Source organism: Streptomyces auratus (genome assembly GCF_050433025.1).
GTDB classification, from domain to species: domain Bacteria; phylum Actinomycetota; class Actinomycetes; order Streptomycetales; family Streptomycetaceae; genus Streptomyces; species Streptomyces sioyaensis.
Genome location: NZ_JBNGCB010000001.1, coordinates 2908583 through 2920988, shown reverse-complemented (window position 1 = coordinate 2920988; position 12406 = coordinate 2908583). Strand labels below are relative to the sequence as shown.

Sequence of the window (12406 nt, the reverse complement as noted above, 5' to 3'; positions counted from 1 at the left end):
ACAGATGAACGAATGGTGGCAGACGAGGGGCGGGGGCGGAGGGGGCTGTGGATGGTCTTGGCCGGAACATGACGCGGTGGGCGGGCGCCGGCCGGTGTGAGGTGCTTCTCAGTCCGCGGAGTTGATCATCGTGGCGGCCGCGTACGTGAGGTAGTTCCACAGCTGCGTCTCGTGGGCCTCGGACAGGCCGAGGGAGTCCACCGCCTCGCGCATGTGCCGCAGCCAGGCGTCATGGGCGGCCCGGTCGACGGTGAACGGGGCGTGCCGCATCCGCAGCCGGGGGTGCCCGCGGCCGTCGCTGTACGTACGGGGGCCGCCCCAGTACTGCATGAGGAACAGCGCGAGGCGCTCCTCGGCCGGGCCCAGGTCCTCCTCCGGGTACATCGGCCGCAGCAGCGGGTCCTCGGCGACTCCCTGGTAGAAGCGGTGCACCAGGCGCCGGAAGGTCTCCTCGCCACCGACCTGTTCGTAGAAGGTCTGCTCCTCAAGCGTGCCGCGTGGAATCTTGTTCACCCGTCCATGGTGGCAGACACCGCGACCGAGGACTCCGGTCCTAGGGCGAAGCGGGCACCACAGGCCCACAAACGCCGCCGGGGCGTGATCGGTTGATCACGCCCCGGGGTCGCCGGCTGCCGGCGGCGGCTCAGCCGCGGCGGACGGTCAGCGTCGTCCAGGCGCCGACATGCACCCGGTCGCCCTCATGGAGCGGAACCGGCACATAGGGCTGGATCGGGTCCTCGGCGAGGTTGATCGTCGTGCCGTTGGTGGAGTTCTGGTCCACCACCGCCCAGCTGCCGTCCTGCTGCTGCACCAGCAGCGCATGCTGGTGCGAGACGCCCGGGTCCTCCGGGGTGCTGCCCAGATCGATGTCGGGGGCCTCGCCGGTGCTGTTCCGGCGGCGGCCGACCGCGATCTGGCCGTTGGCGAGCGACAGCACCTGCTCGGGGGAGTACGCGGGCAGGTTGAGCCCCGCCGCCTCCGGGCCGCTGCGGCCCATCATCGCCATGAAGTACTCGCGGTCCGGCGCGATCGCCACCACCCAGCCGTTGCCGACGACCGGCTGCGGACCCTGCGGCGGCGCCGCGGGACCCTGGCCGGTGCCGGGGCCGCCCTGCCACTGCTGGTCCGGTCCGGGCTGCTGCGGCATCTGCTGCTGCTGCTCGTACGGCGGCGGCTGCTGCTCGTAGAAGCCCTGCTCCTGCGGCGGGAACGGGGCGGGCGGCTGCTGCTGCTCGAACGGGGCCTGCGGGCCCGGCCCGGGCGGCGCGGGCGCCATCGGCGCGGCCTGGGCACTCGGCGGGTTCAGCGTCCAGTCGTCGCCGCCCTGCTGCGGCGGGGGACCGGGCTGACCGGCCGGGCCGGGGCCGGGCATCCCGGGCGGCGGGCCGGGCTGTCCGGGGTAGCCGCCGGGGCCGGGCTGGTCGGGGTAACCGCCGAGCCCGGGCTGGTCGGGGAAGCCGCTGGGTCCGGGCTGACCGGGGAAGTCACCGGGGCCGGGCTGGCCGGGGCCGCCCTGCGGCATGCCCTGCTGCTGCGGGGGCTGGGGCTGCTGGGGCTGCGGCGGCGGGAAGCCATAGCCGTCCTGGGGGCCCGGTGCGGGCGGCGGGAAGCCGTAGCCGCCCTGACCGCCCTGGGGGCCGGGCGGCGGACCCGGCTGCTGTCCGGGCGGCGGCGCGTAGGACGTCGGGGAGTTGGTGAGGAAGTTGTAGCGGCAGCCCTCGCAGAACGGCGCCATCGCCTCGCGGGGCGTACCGCACTGCGGACAGGTCTCGGGCTGCCCGGAGCCGGCCGGGCCGGGGCCGGGTGCGGGGGGCGGGAAGCCGTAGCCGCCCTGGGGGCCGGGGCCGCCCGGGCCCGGTGCGGGGGCGGGCGGCGGGAAACCGTAACCGCCTTGGCCGCCCTGAGCGCCGGAGCCGTCGGGGCCCGGCACGGGGGGCGGGAAACCGTAACCGCCCTGGCCGCCCTGGTTGTCGGGCGCGCCGGGGCCGGGGCCACCGAAGCCGGGACCGCCGGGCGGCGGGCCGGTCTGACCCTGCGGCGGGCCGGCCTGGCCCTGCGGCGGGGCAGGCGGGCCGGGCGGCGGGGTCGGCGGTGCGTTCAGGAATCCCGCAGGCAGGGAGGGCGGCGGGGGGACCGCGCCCGCCATCCGCTGGCCGCACACCTCGCACCAGTCTTCGGCCACCGACTGGTGGCCGCTCGGGCAGGTCGGCATGTCGGTTCTTCCCCCTCCGTACCGATTTCTCGCGGTGGTACTGCTCGGTACTGATCGTGGCTATTTCTTCACGCGAACGGTCTTGGTCGAGCGCGTTTCGAGAGTCATCTCGTCCGCCTCGGCGACCGTCGCCTTCAGTCGCACAGTACCGGTCGCCGCATCGACGACGTCCACCACCTTCGCAAGCAGTTTCGCAGTCTCCTCGTTGCCCGAGCTTCCGGCCAGCTGTACTGCGCGGCCCAGTTTCGCCGTGGCACCGTCGGTATCGCCCGACTTGCGGGCATCGAGCCCCTGTTGGATCGCTTGTGCCAGTTCCGCCTGCCCGGTGTAGTGCGCCACCTGCGGATTGATGGAGGTGGAGGCGGTCACGTCGTCCGTCCACACGGCCCGTACGAGCGCCTGCGACACCGGCTGCGGCGAGGGGCCGGCCGGGTCGCCGTCCGGCCCGGAAATGATCAATGACACACGGGCGGCCAGCATTTCCTGGCCGACGCCGGCCGCCGGGACGCGGACGCAGAGGTGGTAGTCGCGGGACTCGTCGCCCCAGGAGCCGGTCGGATAGTCCCCCGACCGCGGCCCGGATTCCCGGCGCCGGCCGGTCAAGTCCGCCACCGTGGGTGCCACTTGCTTGACGAAGACGGTCTCGGCGCCCAGCGGGGTCCACAGCCGCAGCCCGACATCGGCGACTTCCTTGCCCATCGCCGTCTCCATCATCCGTGTGAAGTCGGCCGCCAGCCCGGCCGGATCGGCGACGATGTCGGCGGTGCCCAGGAGCGCGGAGGCGATGCCGGTGACCTCCTTGACCTCCCAGTCCGTGCCGACACCGCGGGCATCGCAGGTGAAGGCTCCCTGGCAGGCGTCCAGGGCGGCGCGCAGTTCCTGCGGCGACTCGTGCTCATTGCGGCCGTCGGTGAGCAGGATGGCGTGCCGGATGCCGGCCCCGGTGGACGACAGCAGCCGTTCGGTCAGCCGCAGCCAGCTCCCGATGGCCGTACCGCCGCCCGCACCGAGTGCGCGCAGTGCCTCCCCGGCCCGGGCCCGGGTCTGTGCGTCGGCCACGGCCAGCCGGCCGTCGCCGGGGTAGACCTCGACGGCCCGGTGGGTACCGGCCACCACCGCGAAGCCGACACCGTCGCGCACGGCGTCGAGGGCGGCGGCCGTCGCCTCGCGGGCGCCGCGCAGCTTCGCCGGCGGATGGGCCATCGACCCGGAGCAGTCCACCATGATCACCACGCCGGCGTCGGGCCGGCCGACGCCCGCCGGGACCGGCCGGCCGCCGGTCGTCCCGCCCCCGGTCGCGGTGACCGTGACGACGGCGTGCACCTCACGCCCGCCCTCGGGGAGGTAGGGGTTCTGGTACACCTCGGCGGAGAAACGCGGCACAGGGGACTTGGCGAAGTGGGCCATCCGTTGCGCTCCTTGAAACGCCGTGACCGGCCGGCCGGTGCCCCGTGGTGCGTGGTGCCGGGACCGTCGTGCGTCGTGCGGGGCGCGGGGTGCCGCGCCTCCCACCGGCGTCCGGCTCATTCGGGCTGAGCAGGTCAGGCCGATCCTGCCCGCCCGGCCGGTGCGGGGAACGGCACCAGCGCCACTGTTACGTTGTCGTGCCCGCCGCCGTCGAGGGCGTGGGTGACCAGGGCCCGGGCGCCGTCCAGCGGCCTGCTGGGGGCGTCGTACGGCAGCACCGCGGCCATCTGCTCCGCGGTCTCGGCGTAGTTCCACAGCCCGTCGGTGCACACCACCACGACGCCCGGGCCGTCCGGCTTGAATGTTGCGGTGTGCGGCTCGACCTCGTAGGCGTCCGCGCCGAGCCAGCCCGTGATGGCGTGGGCCCGCTCATCGGCGTTGGCCTCGGCCTCGGTCATCAGGTTGTTGGCGACCATCTGGGCGGCCCAGGAGTCGTCCTCGGTGAGCCGGGCGGGCGGCGCCGTGCGGTCGTTGGGGATCCAGTAGGCGCGGCTGTCGCCGACCCAGCCGACGGTCAACAGGCCGCCGCCGACCACCGCGCCGACGAAGGTGCAGGCCGGGGCGTTCTGTTGACGGTGTTCGTCCTGCGCCGGCGCGTCGTCGGCGGCCAGCGCGTCGACCGCCGAGGAGGCCGCCAGGATGGCCTCGTGCATGGCCTGCTGGGGGTGCGTACCGCGCGGCAGGGACGCCCGCAGCGCCTCACCGGCCGCCTCGGACGCGGCGGTGGAGGCTTCGTCCGGGCGGGTCGCCGAGGAGACGCCGTCGCAGACCACCGCGACCACGGCGGGGCTGCCGTCCGGGAGCGCGGCGGACCGCAGGGCGTAGAAGTCCTCGTTGCGGTGGTGGCGGTGGCCGCGGTCGCTGACCGCCGCGATACCGCCCACCTCGCTCTCCATGTGGTCGCGGGCAGGGGGCTGGGCCTGGCCGCACTGCAGGCAGTAGCCGTCGGCGTCCATGGCGGCGGACCGGCAGGCGGTGCACAGCGGGGTGCCGTAGGCGGGGGTACCGGTCGGCCCCGTCGCACCGGGCTCCGTAGTGGGCGCACCGGGCTCGGAAGTCGTCGCACCGGGCTCCGCGCCCGCGCCGGCGGCCGCTCCGTATCCGGCCACCCGCGGGTCGACGGGCGGCGGGGCGTCGGTCACCGGGGCGTCGGTCACCGCTGCGGGGCCGGGCACCGCCGGCGCATGGCCGGGCATCGGCGGGGCGTGCTGCGGCATCGGCGGGGTGGCGGTGTCGCCGTACGGGAGACGGGCCTGCGGGTCGGGCGGCGGCTCGGCGGGACCGGCACGCCCCGCGTCGCCGGACGGTGCGGGCGGCCCCGGAGGCATCGGTGGCGCGGGCGGTGGGGGCGGTACCGCCGGGGCGCCGGGCGCGGGCGGGGCGCCGTACGCCGACGTCGCGGCGGGCGCCAGGAGGAGTGGGGCGCCGCACCGCCCGCAGAAGTTGTCCCCCGCAGCGAGCGGTTCGTCACAGCCCGGACACCGGGACGGCCCAGTCACACCCATGTCACACCCACGTCCTGGGGCGGAAGCGGTTGGCCCGTTCCACCAGTTCGATCCTTTTCTCACCACGCTGCGCCAGCCGCGCGAGCAGTCGGTACGACCGCTCCAGGCCGAACCGCAGACCGCGTTCGTCCAGCGGACTGCCGAGCAGCGCCGGCGGGTCGTGCGCGGCCACCTCACCGGGCGGCCCGGCACCGTGGCTACCGGAGAGTACCCAGTCCAGGGCGGTGCCGAGTACCTCGGTGGCGAGTTGCTCCCGGCGCTCGGCGTCCAGACCGAACCCCGCGAGGGCCTCGGTCTGGGCGGCGGCCGCCCGCAGATCCGCCAGCAGCGGCTCGCGCGCGGGGCGTTCCCGCAGCCGGGCGCGGACCGCCGCGATCCGCGCCGCGACGTAGTGGATGGACGACTCCGGGACGGACTCCAGCGCCTCGACCGCGCCCGTACGGTCGCCCGCCGTCAGCCGCACCCGGGCCAGCCCGAACGCGGCGCCGACATAGCTGCGGTCGGTCGTCCACACCAGGCGGTAGTACTCCGCGGCATTGTCCAGCTGGCCCAGCAGCTCGGCGCAGACACCCAGCGCCAGCTTCGGTGCCGGCTCACCGGGGAAGGCGTCGTAGACCGCGTCGAAGGCCAGCGCCGCGCCCTCGCGGTCGCCCGCCGTCAGCGCCACCAGACCGCGGTGCCACACCACCCGCCAGTCCGCGCCGCCGTCGCCGGAGGGCGGACCGCCCTGCGCGGCGGGCTCGGCCGCGAGCGTCTCCAGCACCGACTGCGCCGCCGCGCCCTCCCCGGTCTCCAGGCGGGCGCGCAGCTCCCGCAGCCGCAGCTCCAGGGAGTCGGCCGGCGCGACGCGCAGCGCACCCAGCAGCTCGGCGGGCGGGGCGGCCGGCAACCCGGCCAGCAGCCCGGCGTTGGGGTCGCCCGGATCCAGCCGCGGCACCGGTAGCGCGAGGGCGGCGCCGGCGACGTCCAGGGGGCGCAGTGCGGGGCCGCGGCGCCCCCACGCTTCTTCGGCCGGTGCCGCCCCGCGGCCGCCCAGCAGGGAACTGTCGCCCTCCGCCGCCGCCAGCACCTCGGTGTCGACCACGCGGAGTTCGGGCCCGAACAGCTTCGACAGCGCGGGCCGCGGCTCACCGGACTGGAGCGCCACCACCTCCCGCAGCACGCCCGTCAGCTGCTCGGCCATCTCCTCCGCGGAGGAGAACCTGCGGGAGCGGTCCGGGTCCGTGGCGCGCACCAGCAGCCGGTAGAAGGACTCGTAGGTGCGGAACACCTCGATGTGGTCCGGATCGGGCAGCGAGTCCGCGAAGACGTTCGTATGGCCCTGGAAGTCGAAGGTGAGCACGGCGAGGGTGCGCGCGACGGTGTAGAGGTCGGAGGCGACCGACGGGCCCAGCAGGGCGATTTCGGGCGCCTGGTAGCCGATCGTGCCGTAGATCGGGCTCTCGTGGTCGTCCATCCTGCGCACCGCGCCCATGTCGATCAGCTTGAGCTGGTCGTCCTGCTGGATGGCGTTGTCGACCTTGAAATCGCAGTAGAGGTAGCCGCGGCTGTGCAGATGGCCGAGTGCCTCCAGTGCTTCGATGCCGTAGGCGCAGGCCTGCTCCACCGGCAGCGGATCGCGTCTGCCCTGGGGCGTGCGCCGGTCGTTGGCGAGGTCCTTGAGCGACTTGCCGCCGACGTACTCCATGACGATGTAGCCGTCGAGGCTGCCCGTGGCCCGGTCGAGATGCTCCACGAAGTTGTAGATCCGGACGATGTTGGCGTGCTCGATCTCGGCGAGGAAGCGCCGCTCGGACACCGCCACCGCCAGCGCCTCCTCGTCGCCGGTGTCCAGCAGCCCCTTGAGGACCACCCACCGGTCGGAGACGGCGTGGTCGGTCGCCAGATAGATCCACCCGAGTCCGCCGTGCGCCAGACAGCCCACGACCTCGTACTGGCCGTGCACCATGTCGCCGGGCCGGAGTTTGGGGACGAAGCTGTACGGATGGCCGCACTTGGTGCAGAACCCTTCCGTGCGGCCCGGCTGGTCACGGTGCCCCCGGCCCACCGGCGCGCCGCACTCCGTACGGCTGCAGAACCGCTTGCGCTCGGGGACCTCCGGGTCCTCCAGCACCGCCGTGGCCGGGTCGGGCCGCGGCACCTCCGGCACCGCGACCAGGCCCGCGCCCAGCCGCCCGCGCACGGAGCCGGAGGACGGGCCGCTGCCCTGGCGGGGCGCCGACACCGCCGGTACGCCGCGCGCCGGGCCGCCGGCGGAGCCCGAGCGTGACAGCCTTCCGGACACCGAGCGCCGGGACGGCGCCGAGCGGGCGGACGTCGGCGTACCGCCCGAACCGGGGGCGGGGGAGGGGACGGTCAGCAGGGCGCCGGCCGCCTCCCGGTCGGCCGTGGTGTCCGTGGGCACCCGGCCCGTCAGCCCCGTGGGCGGCGAGGACAGCAGGCCGCCCGGTGAGACCACCGGCGCCAGCCCGCACAGGTCGCAGTACAGCTCACCGCCGCCCACGTCCTCGTAACTGCCCGAGCAGTCCCGTCGTTGGCAGCGCTCGTCGGCCCGCCGGGTCATGACTCCCCCCGCCCCTCCGCTTGCGGCGCGGCCAGCGCCTCCGCCGTGGCCTGCTGATAGCGCCACACCGCCTGCTCGGCCACCCGCAGATCGCACGGCGCGCTCCACAGCATCCGGCGCGCCAGGTCGTACCGCTCGATCAGCAGCGGATCCGCCGCCATGCCGTGGCGTGCGACCTTGGCCCGGTACGCGTCCAGCCGGCCGCGCAGCTCGGCGCGCACCGCCAGCGGCGCGGTCACCGCGGTCAACGACTCACGGGCGCGGTGGAGTTCCTCCTCCGCTTCCTCCTCCAGGCTGTCCAGCAGCGGCGAGAGCCGGTGCCACTGCGCCCGTCTGCGGTAGTCGGCGGCCGCCGCCAGCTGTTCGTGCAGCGCCGCCGACGGGCCGCTGACCGCGGGCACCTCCGACGCGGCGATCTTCGCCAGCACCTCGCCGCGGGCCTGCCGCGCCTCGGTCAGGGTGCGGTCCGCCCGCGACAGCACGTCGCGCAGCTGCATCAGCCGCCGCTCGGCGTCCTGCCGCACGTCCAGCACCGCCGCCACCTCCCGCCGGATGTCCTCCAGCGCACGGGCCGCACGGTCGTAGCGCCCGGTGTCCGGGCGGCCCCCGCCGGGCGCCGAACTCCCCGTCGACGACGACACCCAGAAGGCCAGCGGATCCTCGATCACCCGGGCGCGCAGCCGCAACAGTTCCTCGGTGATCCGCTCCAGGTCGTCGCCGGCCGGATGCTCACCCGGGCGGACCCCCACCGAATGCGCCAGCGAACGCGTCCGCTGGAGCTCGGCCGACAGCAGGTCTATCCGGGCCGGCAGCGCCGACCAGACGGCGTCGGCGGCGACGATGACGTCCAGCGAGCTGGCGTACAGCCCGTTCATCCGCTCGACCAGCCCGACCAGGCTGAACCGCTCGCTCAGCCGGGCCGGGCCGCTCTCCGGGCCGCCGCCCGCCGCGGCCGCGCCCGGCACCGTCACCCCGTCGCCGTGCAGCAGCTCCGTCAGCTCCGCCAGATCCTCCACCGAGGGCCAGCGGCGCCGCTCCCGCAGCTCACGCGCCTGCTCCAGCGCCGCGGTGTACGCGTCGAACAGCGACCACAGGACCGTGATGGACCGCTCCGCGGCGGCCCAGCGTTCCTTGGTGGTACCGGACAGGTCGGCGCCTTCCAGCAGCCGGCGCCCCGCGTGGTCCTGCAACGCGAGCAGCGAGGTCTCGATCGCCTCGTACTCGGCACCGAGCCGGTCCAGGGCGCGATCCACCTCTTCCCGGTCCAGCACCGGGGCATCGGGCCTCCCCGGAGTGCCGGGGAAGGGTCCAGGGACCCCCATCGATCACCTCTCCAATACGCGTACGGTGCACGGCGTTTGCCACGGCGTCGGCCGCTGGGTCAGCTCCCTTCCGGTCCCCTTCCATAGTGACGGCATCGGACCGCTCCATGGGGCGATCATGCGCCGTACACCGCTCCTTGGGGCGGATCAGTCGCTGTACTCCGGCGACGGCGGCCCCGATATGCCCGGCAGATCGGCCCGCAGCCACTTGCGGTACGACCGCATCCAGGGGCTGTCGCTGCCGCCGTCCCGGTAGTCGTCCAGGACCTTGTTGACCCGCCGCACCAGGTCCGTGTCGTCCTGGTTCATCGCCACTCCGTACGGTTCATCCGTGAACGGCCTGCCCTTCAGCTCCACCGTCGGATCCTGGGCCGCCTGGGCCGCGGCCAGCGCGTTGTCCGTGAGGACCGCGTCGGCCTCGCCCAGCTGCAGGCGTACCAGGCAGTCGAGTTGATTGGGCACCGTCAGCACGGAGGCGCCGTGCCGCTGCGCCCGCAGTTCGCTCTCGCCCGTCGAACCCGCGGCCGTGCACACCCGTTTGCCCCGCAGCGAATCGTCGAACGCCTTGATCTTCGAGGCCTTCGGGGCCAGCACCTGCTGCCCTGCCTGGAAGTACGCGGTGGAGAACGCCACCTGTGCCTTGCGGGCACAGTTGATCGTCATCGTCCGCACGACCATGTCGACGGTGTGCCGCTGCAGCGCCGGCACCCGCTGGGCGGTCGGCACCGCCTTGAAGACGACGTCGGGGTCCGGCCCCAGGATGTCCCGGGCGATCGCCCACACCAGATCGATGTCGAAGCCCGCCAGCTTGCCGGTGGCCGGGTCGCGATACCCCCAGCGGTAGGTGTTCTGGTCGACCCCGACGACCAGTTGGCCCTTCTCCTTGATCCGCGATACCGCCGCACCGTCGTCCGACGACGGCCGCAGACTCTCCGCGGCGTTCTGCGCGGTGCACTTCGCGGCGGCCGGTGCCGCCGCCGGGCGCGGCGCCCGGTGCGGCGCCGCGGGTACGGGCGCACTGTGGCGGGCAGGTCCGGCAGGCCCGGTCTCGTGGACCAGCGCCGGCACCAGCACGGCCGCGGCCGCCGCCATCACACACATGCCCGAGGCGACCGGTGCCAGGACGGCACGTAGATTCCTCAGCCCTCGCGCCCGCATCCGTTTCCTCCCCTCACCATGCCCCCTCACCGGTACTCCGCCAGCCTGCGACCGATCCCCAGTACGGCGCCCAGCGCCGCCAGCGCCGCCAGTACGCCGGCCCCCACCGGCAGCCCGCCCAGCGCCCCGCGCCCCGTGTCCGCCGACGACCGGAACTGCGCCTGCTCGTGCTCCAGCGCCTGTTGCAGCCCGGCCGCCACCCGGTCGAAGGACTCCCCGGTGGACCCGTCCGGGCCGATCACCTTGGCCAGCGCCCCGTCGTAATCCCCCTTGTCGTCCGCCGCCCGCGCCTCGGCGTGCCGCGCCTGCCACTGCCGTACCTGCGTCAGCGCGGCCCGCACCGGGCGCCGCCCGGCCTCGTCGTCCGCCAGCGCCAGCGCCGCCCCCAGCCGGCTGTGCGACGTGGCCGCGCCGTGCTCACCCGGGCCCGCCAGGTCCGTCATACCCGAGCGGAAACCGGTCTCGTAGAAGTCCTGTCGGGCGCCGGTCAGCACCGCGCCGCGGGCCACCAGCGTCAGATTCTCGTCCCCGCGCGCCTGCAGCGCATCGATCCGCGCCTCGTTGAGCACCCGCAGCGACCGGGCGCCGTGCTGGTAGGAGTCGGTCAGCCCCGCCCGCGCCGTCATATGCCCCGCCACCAGCCACAGCAGCACCGCGACGGACGCCGCGGTGGCGGCCAGCAGGCCGCGGTTGAAGACCCGGTTGGTCCGCCGGTAGTGCCGCCGCTGCGCCCAGCCCAGCGCACCGATCGCCACCGCCCCGGCCGCCAGCGCGTACCACGGCCACGCCTCGGCCTTGTCGTAGTCCGCGGTCAGCCGGTCCGTCTCGGCGTCGTACAACGCCCGTGCGGCAGGCAGGAGTTCCGTTCGCATCTGCTCATTGGCGTACCGCAGATAGGCGCCGCCCAGCGGCAGCCCCTGCCGGTTGTTGGCCCGCGCGCTCTCCACCAGGCCCGCATAGCGCGGCAGCCGGCTGTTGAGCCGGGCGATCTGCGCGCCCGCCTCCTGCGAACCCCGGCTGTTCGCCGACGCCTTGACCAGCAGCGCGGACGCCGTCGCGATATCGGTGGCATAGCGCTCACGCGTCGCCCTGCTCTCCGCACCGCCGGCCAGGAAGCCCGCCGCGGCCGTCGTGTCGGCATCCGCCAGCGAACGGTAGATGCTCGCCGCGTCCGAGGTCAGCGGCTGGCTGTGGGTCACCACATCGTCGGCGGCCGCCGCCCGGTCCGAGACCTGCCAGGCCGTGACCGCGCCGAACACCACGACCAGCAGGGCCAGTACGGCTCCGATCACCCGCAGCCGGCCCGGCTCGGTCGTCGCCGCGGCACGCAGCTCGTCCAGCCCCTCGGCCCAGGCCGTCCTGCGTCCCGGGACGGGCGCGGACACGCTGCTGGTCGGCACGGAACCTCCCCCTGGGTCGCTGACTGCGGGACGGCCTCCGCGCCCGCGCCGGGGAGCGCTCACACGAAGGACTGGTACATGGGCAGCAGTATGTCCGCAGCCGCTGACACACACACCGCAATTGCCCTGATCTTGTTCGGATCGCGACCCGCGGAGAGGGGGCGTGGGGCCATCGGAAGCGGCAGGCTTCTCGCACCCCTGCGTGCGACTTCGCCGTCCCCTCGACGGCTGTTCCACGCCCCCGACGGCGCACTCCGCTCCCTCCGCGCCCCCCACTTCGCTCCCACACGCCGCTGTCCGCACGCTCGCCCTCGATTACGCTGAGTGACGAAGGTGGTTGTCGCCCCTCGCCACCGGCACGGCGTCAAGCCCGTGCCCGACGCTCGGAGGAATGCTCATGTCCCGCTGGAAAAGGCTTCTCGGCCCGCTCGCGGCCACCACGGCCGACGGCCGTCCCGCGCTCAACACCCCCTCGTCCGCCAGCGGTTTCCTGACCATCGGCGGCACGACCCATATCGATCCCGAGGGCAGCTACCCCCTCGACCACCGCGCGGACGGCTCCGCCACGCTCATCATCAACGACACCGACCGCCACATCACCATCGTCACAGAGCGCAACAGTCATCATTCCCCCGCCCCGCCGGCCGATCCGTCCGACCCGGCCCCCGCTCCGCCCCCCGACCTCGTCCTCGGCCCGGGCGAACGCACGGAGACGCGACGGGGGGACAGCGTGCGGGTGGGGTGAGGAGGGGTGGGGGAGGGGCGGTGTCGGGCGGAGG

General features: G+C 74.5%; 9 protein-coding genes. 1 reads left to right on the top strand and 8 read right to left on the bottom strand.

Annotated features, from left to right (window positions below):
- Positions 1 to 108 precede the first annotated feature (108 nt).
- From BKA18_RS12605 to BKA18_RS12570, 8 genes are all read right to left on the bottom strand, one after another.
- Positions 109 to 513: a globin gene (locus BKA18_RS12605; protein WP_006605582.1), complete on the bottom strand. Its 405-nt coding sequence runs from the start codon at positions 511 to 513 to the stop codon at positions 109 to 111.
- Between the two features lie 130 nt (positions 514 to 643).
- Complete coding sequence (locus BKA18_RS12600; RefSeq protein ID WP_366043227.1) at positions 644 to 2212, bottom strand: FHA domain-containing protein; 1569 nt, start codon at positions 2210 to 2212, stop codon at positions 644 to 646.
- 60 nt (positions 2213 to 2272) lie between these two features.
- Positions 2273 to 3619 carry a vWA domain-containing protein gene (locus tag BKA18_RS12595; RefSeq protein WP_366043226.1) on the bottom strand — a complete coding sequence of 449 codons (1347 nt, stop codon included), beginning with the start codon at positions 3617 to 3619 and terminating at the stop codon, positions 2273 to 2275.
- Between the two features lie 134 nt (positions 3620 to 3753).
- Positions 3754 to 5184 (bottom strand): PP2C family protein-serine/threonine phosphatase, encoded by a 1431-nt coding sequence (locus BKA18_RS12590; protein WP_366043225.1) that lies wholly within the window; start codon positions 5182 to 5184, stop codon positions 3754 to 3756.
- Position 5185: 1 nt separating this feature from the next.
- Positions 5186 to 7747, bottom strand: a complete 2562-nt coding sequence (locus tag BKA18_RS12585; protein WP_366043224.1) for a serine/threonine-protein kinase — start codon at positions 7745 to 7747, stop codon at positions 5186 to 5188.
- Entirely contained in the window at positions 7744 to 9069 is a 1326-nt protein-coding gene (locus tag BKA18_RS12580) for a hypothetical protein (protein WP_366043223.1), read from the bottom strand. The genes BKA18_RS12585 and BKA18_RS12580 overlap by 4 nt, the downstream gene beginning before the upstream one ends.
- 147 nt (positions 9070 to 9216) lie before the next feature.
- Positions 9217 to 10227 carry a glutamate ABC transporter substrate-binding protein gene (locus BKA18_RS12575; RefSeq protein ID WP_366043222.1) on the bottom strand — a complete coding sequence of 337 codons (1011 nt, stop codon included), beginning with the start codon at positions 10225 to 10227 and terminating at the stop codon, positions 9217 to 9219.
- A 26-nt stretch (positions 10228 to 10253) separates the two neighbouring features.
- Positions 10254 to 11627 (bottom strand): hypothetical protein, encoded by a 1374-nt coding sequence (locus BKA18_RS12570; RefSeq protein WP_366043221.1) that lies wholly within the window; start codon positions 11625 to 11627, stop codon positions 10254 to 10256.
- A 397-nt stretch (positions 11628 to 12024) separates the two neighbouring features.
- Between BKA18_RS12570 and BKA18_RS12565 the strand changes: the two genes are divergently transcribed.
- Positions 12025 to 12372, top strand: coding sequence for a hypothetical protein (locus BKA18_RS12565; RefSeq protein WP_366043220.1), 348 nt, complete (start codon positions 12025 to 12027; stop codon positions 12370 to 12372).
- Positions 12373 to 12406 lie beyond the last annotated feature (34 nt).

Coding starts and splice junctions, on each gene's coding strand:
- BKA18_RS12590 (WP_366043225.1), bottom strand. CDS start 5,184: ATGGGTGTGACTGGGCCGTCCCGGTGTCCGGGCTGTGACGAACCGCTC.
- BKA18_RS12595 (WP_366043226.1), bottom strand. CDS start 3,619: ATGGCCCACTTCGCCAAGTCCCCTGTGCCGCGTTTCTCCGCCGAGGTG.
- BKA18_RS12565 (WP_366043220.1), top strand. CDS start 12,025: ATGTCCCGCTGGAAAAGGCTTCTCGGCCCGCTCGCGGCCACCACGGCC.
- BKA18_RS12580 (WP_366043223.1), bottom strand. CDS start 9,069: ATGGGGGTCCCTGGACCCTTCCCCGGCACTCCGGGGAGGCCCGATGCC.
- BKA18_RS12575 (WP_366043222.1), bottom strand. CDS start 10,227: ATGCGGGCGCGAGGGCTGAGGAATCTACGTGCCGTCCTGGCACCGGTC.
- BKA18_RS12600 (WP_366043227.1), bottom strand. CDS start 2,212: ATGCCGACCTGCCCGAGCGGCCACCAGTCGGTGGCCGAAGACTGGTGC.
- BKA18_RS12585 (WP_366043224.1), bottom strand. CDS start 7,747: ATGACCCGGCGGGCCGACGAGCGCTGCCAACGACGGGACTGCTCGGGC.